Here is a 5590-nt window from a genome sequence, read left to right on the forward strand (position 1 = left end):
CTGCTCATTCACAATCGTCGGCAGCTTCGCGCTGATCTCGGACTCTCAGAGGCGCTACGCATGTTGCTCGAAGCGGACCCTTCAGCTGAGGTCAGAAGGAATTTCGGTGACACTCAATTTCGGTGACACTCCACTTAAATCAGAATTTCGGTGACACTCCACTTAAATCAGATCCTCGGAGCAATGACAGCTTCGCGCCGATAGTGTTGAAAAAGTCCGATCCCGGAGATCTGAGCCCGACAGCGCCCGCGATAATAGAAGCTTTTTCTATCAACGCGCCTGGATTGCGCCAACGCCGCGTGAGGAGTCGCCCCCTCGTAGAACTTCCTTCTACGTCGCCGTGCCGTGAAGCCAGCTTTTGGCTCGCGAGGGAGTTTTTCAACACTATCCGCCAGAAGCGGTCATCCACCACTGGCTCGCCCGATCCCGAAGGCGGTCGTTTCTAGACGGAGCACAGGGCTTTCGAGGTCGAACTTCAAATTTGAGGCGGCGGGAGGCTCTTGGAGAAGCGAATGTTCAATGATGATGGACGATTTCCCTGACCAGAGCGCAGCGTTGCAATATAGTCGAGTTGAGCGGCATCATTGTAGCCGTAATGGCGATACACGATCACCTCACCCTCGTTCGGAACGGAGGCCGATTGCGAATGGTCCGGGGGGAAGTCTGGACCAACGAAAGAATCTCTGACTGGCGATAGCTGCAAGCCGATCCTTGCGGTTCCATGCATTGAACTTGTGACTTCGGCAACGTCGCTAATGCGTCGAAGAGCGCCTCGGTGCGACGCCTTTCCCCCGCATATTCGCTCATGTTTGATGCTTCGCGCCAGCCAGATGTATCGGTGGCAAGAGAAGCACAGATGGCTGACGCACGTTCTTGGGAAGCGCCCGTCTCGGACATCGTGAAATAACGATTTCTCAGATAGAGTCGGTCGAAGGCGTGATTGGCGATGGTGCCGCCCCTTACCGTCGGCCGCATTCCGCCGGGGCCGACGTAGGGCCCTTTGTACTGATAGGTGATGTAGACATGAGGCTCTTCACAGATGGGAGGCGAAGAACTGGCACGGACTTTCAGCGCGATGTCGATCGTCAGACCCCAATAGTGGCCACCAGGGAAAATGGTGTCTTCCTGCACGGCAACCCGCGCTACATCGTCCATGACGACCGGTAGCACTTCTCTGACGAGCAGTTTGGCTCGCTCGCCATCGAACCGAAACAGCTGACCTGGGTACGAACCGTTGAATGCAGGCAGTTGAAAACCCGAGGGGCGAGACGCCGGGGCGGCCGCCTTCTCGGCCGCGAGCGTGAAAGTCGGGATCGCCGCGGCTGATAACGCAAGCAACGCCAATCGAACCATCGGAACCTCCCCGTCGACGCTTCCATGCCTTACCCCACTTCGGTTTGAGGGACATCATACTTATCTGTCGCTGCCGCCGCCGGCTGCTCATTCACAATCGTCGGCAGCTTCGCGCTGATCTCGGACTCTCAGAGGCGCTACGCATGTTGCTCGAAGCGGACCCTTCAGCTGAGGTCAGAAGGAATTTCGGTGACACTCAATTTCGGTGACACTCCACTTAAATCAGAATTTCGGTGACACTCCACTTAAATCAGATCCTCGGAGCAATGACAGCTTCGCGCCGATAGTGTTGAAAAAGTCCGATCCCGGAGATCTGAGCCCGACAGCGCCCGCGATAATAGAAGCTTTTTCTATCAACGCGCCTGGATTGCGCCAACGCCGCGTGAGGAGTCGCCCCCTCGTAGAACTTCCTTCTACGTCGCCGTGCCGTGAAGCCAGCTTTTGGCTCGCGAGGGAGTTTTTCAACACTATCCGCCAGAAGCGGTCATCCACCACTGGCTCGCCCGATCCCGAAGGCGGTCGTTTCTAGACGGAGCACAGGGCTTTCGAGGTCGAACTTCAAATTTGAGGCGGCGGGAGGCTCTTGGAGAAGCGAATGTTCAATGATGATGGACGATTTCCCTGACCAGAGCGCAGCGTTGCAATATAGTCGAGTTGAGCGGCATCATTGTAGCCGTAATGGCGATACACGATCACCTCACCCTCGTTCGGAACGGAGGCCGATTGCGAATGGTCCGGGGGGAAGTCTGGACCAACGAAAGAATCTCTGACTGGCGATAGCTGCAAGCCGATCCTTGCGGTTCCATGCATTGAACTTGTGACTTCGGCAACGTCGCTAATGCGTCGAAGAGCGCCTCGGTGCGACGCCTTTCCCCCGCATATTCGCTCATGTTTGATGCTTCGCGCCAGCCAGATGTATCGGTGGCAAGAGAAGCACAGATGGCTGACGCACGTTCTTGGGAAGCGCCCGTCTCGGACATCGTGAAATAACGATTTCTCAGATAGAGTCGGTCGAAGGCGTGATTGGCGATGGTGCCGCCCCTTACCGTCGGCCGCATTCCGCCGGGGCCGACGTAGGGCCCTTTGTACTGATAGGTGATGTAGACATGAGGCTCTTCACAGATGGGAGGCGAAGAACTGGCACGGACTTTCAGCGCGATGTCGATCGTCAGACCCCAATAGTGGCCACCAGGGAAAATGGTGTCTTCCTGCACGGCAACCCGCGCTACATCGTCCATGACGACCGGTAGCACTTCTCTGACGAGCAGTTTGGCTCGCTCGCCATCGAACCGAAACAGCTGACCTGGGTACGAACCGTTGAATGCAGGCAGTTGAAAACCCGAGGGGCGAGACGCCGGGGCGGCCGCCTTCTCGGCCGCGAGCGTGAAAGTCGGGATCGCCGCGGCTGATAACGCAAGCAACGCCAATCGAACCATCGGAACCTCCCCGTCGACGCTTCCATGCCTTACCCCACTTCGGTTTGAGGGACATCATACTTATCTGTCGCTGCCGCCGCCGGCTGCTCATTCACAATCGTCGGCAGCTTCGCGCCATTCGTCGCCCTCGCTGACTTCCACGGCTTGAGCTTCGTCCGTCTCGAAAAATTTTCGAGCCGATGTCACACCGGCCGGGTCTGCCTCGTCATGGTTCCGAGCGCTTCGATGCTCGTGACAAGGAGACCGATCAATGATCCCCCGCCTCGACAATCCGTCCGCACTGTTCCCCGCCGGCTTCAAGGCGATGGTCGCGCTCGAGCAGGCGCTGGCACAGGCGATCGATCCGGAGTTGCTGGAACTGGTCAAACTGCGCGCGTCGCAGATCAACGGCTGCGCCTTTTGCATATACATGCATACCACCGACCTGCGTAAGCGCGGAGTGGACGAGATGAAGCTGTACCTGCTCAACGCCTGGCGGGACTCGTACCTCTTTTCCGAACGCGAGCGGGCGGCGCTTGCCTGGACCGAGGCCCTGACCCGGGTAGCGGATGATGGCGCACCCGATGACGCGTATAACGCGCTCGCCGAACAATTCAGCGAGGAGGAGAGGGTGCAACTGACCTTCGCGATCGGCGCGATCAACGTCTGGAACCGGCTTCAAATCGGCTTCCACGTCGCTCACCCGCCGCGGGGTGCGGCAATGCGTTCCGATGCCGCCTGACGAGCGCCTGGCCGTTTTCGAGGCGCAGCGGCCGCGATTGCTGCGCCTCGCTTACCGCATGCTGGGTTCGCTGAGCGAAGCCGAGGACGTGGTCCAGGAGGCCTGGCCGCGCTGGGCCGCAGTAAACGGCGGGATCGAAATGCCGGCGGCCTACCTCACCCGGATTGTGACCCGCCTGTGTCTCGACCAGCTCAAATCGGCGCGCGCCCGGCGCGAGGAATATGTCGGCCCCTGGTTGCCCGAGCCGCTCGTGCAGCAAGCCGGCGAGGAGGCAATCGCCGACGACGTCACCTTGACGCTGATGATGGCGATGGAGCGGCTCTCCCCGCTCGAGCGCGCTGCCTTCCTGTTGCATGACATATTCGGCACGCCGCTGACCGAGGTGGCGGCCGTACTCGAACGCGAGCCCGCAGCGGTTCGCCAGCTTGCGTCGCGCGCCCGCCGCCACGTCCGCGAGGCGCGACCGCGCTACGACCTCTCGCCGGAGAGCGCGTCGGATCTCGTGCGCGCTTTTCACGAGGCCAGCACGAAAGGCGATATCAAGGCGTTGAGCGGAATCCTTGCCGACCAGGTCACTATCTTTTCCGACGGAGGCGGCAACGTCCTCGCCTTCCGCAATGTCGTCCGCGGAATGGATCGGGTCCTCCGCCTCTTCCAGGGGCTGGCGCGCAAGGCGGCGTACCGGCCGCAATTGCTTCGCATCGTGATGATCGACGGCCTTCCCGGCTTCGTCAGCATCGATCGCGGCGCGGCGCTGCAGACCACCGCGCTCGAGGTGCGCGACGGAAAGATCACCGCTCTCTACATCGTGCGCAACCCCGACAAGCTGCGGCACGTCGAAGCAATGCTGGCCGAAGGATCGGACGGACGGATCGCAGGAACCGAACCGAAGCGGCTCGTCCGCTAAGGTCCCGTTCCACTGCCGGGCCGCCGGTCCGCGCACGGCCATGTTCCGGAGTGGCATGTCCTTCATCGGCGTGGTTGTTCAGGCGATTTGCCCTGCCGGCGAGTAGCGACGATGCCGTCGACCCGCCAACCTCGTGCAATCCGATGGCAGAGCCTTTATCGGCAACGCGATGGACGAGCGCGACGACGTGCCTGCACCGGTCAGGATCGGCCGGCTTGCCCCTTATCCCGTGTGGCTGGGCGTGACGCTGCTGGTGCGCTCGGCCCAGCTTGTCTTTCTTCTGTTATGGGTCTGGTATCTGGCCGCCTTGTTCGATGCGATGGACAAGGCCTCGACCATTTCGCCGCCGCCGATCTGGCTGCTGGTCGTCTCGACCCTGATCGGCGCCAGCAGCGGCCGCGGCGCCTGGCAGTGGCGCACCAGCCCGTTCGGCGACGCGCTCGGCAAGCTGCTCGCCTCGGAGCGATGCCCGGCGTGCGGCCAGAGCGTGTTCGATCACACGCCGCCCTCGGGCTACGCACCGCCGTCGCAGCAGCAGAGGATGGTCCCGTCGCGCATCTGCACGAATTGCGGTCACGACCTGATGCTCCGCACCGCCGCCTAGCCGCCGCGCCTTGTCCCCTCGCGCAAAGGCGTCGCCCGCGCGACAGGGTCCGCCAGCTCCTGCCATCGACTGTGGCTGCGGAGGTCTGCTGGTACGTGTCGCTAGCACGTAAAGATGTCCGGCTTTCGTAGCACATCAAATGTCCGCTTCTTTCCTGTTCGACCTGTGGGATCGTGGGCGGTGCGGAGCACCGACCAGGAGGCCACAGGTCGGCCGCCGAGCAGACTTAAGCGGCCGATTTCGTGGGTCCTCCCTGTTCGATGACCAGGCGGCCATCGCTCATGTAGCCGGCGAGGCGCCTCGGACCGTGATAGATCGCGATGGAGCCGTCGCCTTGCTGACGCACCTGGACGGTCGCCTTGACGTAGTGACGGCGGTGACGCTGCTCGGGAATTTGCAGCACCAAGCCCTCGAAGCGGATGCAATTGTCGTTGCTGACGACCCGCTCGTGCTTGGCGCAGAGCACGCCGGCGAGATCGCCGACGAACGGGACAAAGGCATCACCCTCCTCGGCCGCAGCGACCGCGAAGCGGTCATTGTGCTCGAAGATGTAGCTCTCGCTGAGGAAG

At 61.3% G+C, this 5590-nt stretch carries 6 protein-coding genes; 3 read left to right on the top strand and 3 right to left on the bottom strand.

Going from position 1 to position 5590, the window contains the following annotated elements; all coding sequences use genetic code 11:
* Positions 1–609: 609 nt before the first annotated feature.
* On the bottom strand, positions 610–1353 hold the full coding sequence (locus E2493_RS20420; protein ID WP_135090557.1) for a hypothetical protein: 744 nt from the start codon (positions 1351–1353) through the stop codon (positions 610–612).
* Positions 1354–2045: 692 nt separating this feature from the next.
* A complete protein-coding gene (locus tag E2493_RS20425; protein ID WP_135090557.1) occupies positions 2046–2789 on the bottom strand; it encodes a hypothetical protein in 744 nt (247 codons plus the stop codon).
* A 250-nt stretch (positions 2790–3039) separates the two neighbouring features.
* On the opposite strand from E2493_RS20425, the gene E2493_RS20430 reads away from it, so the two are divergent.
* The 3 genes from E2493_RS20430 (at position 3040) to E2493_RS20440 (ending at position 5021) form a co-directional block, all read left to right on the top strand.
* Positions 3040–3510 (top strand): carboxymuconolactone decarboxylase family protein, encoded by a 471-nt coding sequence (locus tag E2493_RS20430; RefSeq protein ID WP_135090559.1) that lies wholly within the window; start codon positions 3040–3042, stop codon positions 3508–3510.
* Positions 3500–4417, top strand: a complete 918-nt coding sequence (locus E2493_RS20435; RefSeq protein WP_135090561.1) for a sigma-70 family RNA polymerase sigma factor — start codon at positions 3500–3502, stop codon at positions 4415–4417. The genes E2493_RS20430 and E2493_RS20435 overlap by 11 nt, the downstream gene beginning before the upstream one ends.
* A 169-nt stretch (positions 4418–4586) precedes the next feature.
* The gene (locus E2493_RS20440; RefSeq protein WP_135090563.1) at positions 4587–5021 is read left to right on the top strand and encodes a hypothetical protein; all 435 of its coding nucleotides are present in this window, start codon (positions 4587–4589) and stop codon (positions 5019–5021) included.
* Between the two features lie 226 nt (positions 5022–5247).
* Here E2493_RS20440 and E2493_RS20445 read toward each other — a convergent pair.
* Positions 5248–5590 (bottom strand): hypothetical protein (locus E2493_RS20445; protein ID WP_225421412.1); only part of this gene is annotated, 343 nt, incomplete at its 5' end.

This window comes from Sphingomonas parva (ex Maeng et al. 2020) (genome assembly GCF_004564275.1).
Taxonomy (GTDB): domain Bacteria; phylum Pseudomonadota; class Alphaproteobacteria; order Sphingomonadales; family Sphingomonadaceae; genus Allosphingosinicella; species Allosphingosinicella parva.

Excerpts from the sequence above, each read along its gene's own strand:
- E2493_RS20420 (WP_135090557.1), bottom strand. The coding sequence starts at position 1,353 with ATGGTTCGATTGGCGTTGCTTGCGTTATCAGCCGCGGCGATCCCGACT.
- E2493_RS20425 (WP_135090557.1), bottom strand. The coding sequence starts at position 2,789 with ATGGTTCGATTGGCGTTGCTTGCGTTATCAGCCGCGGCGATCCCGACT.
- E2493_RS20430 (WP_135090559.1), top strand. The coding sequence starts at position 3,040 with ATGATCCCCCGCCTCGACAATCCGTCCGCACTGTTCCCCGCCGGCTTC.
- E2493_RS20435 (WP_135090561.1), top strand. The coding sequence starts at position 3,500 with ATGCCGCCTGACGAGCGCCTGGCCGTTTTCGAGGCGCAGCGGCCGCGA.
- E2493_RS20440 (WP_135090563.1), top strand. The coding sequence starts at position 4,587 with ATGGACGAGCGCGACGACGTGCCTGCACCGGTCAGGATCGGCCGGCTT.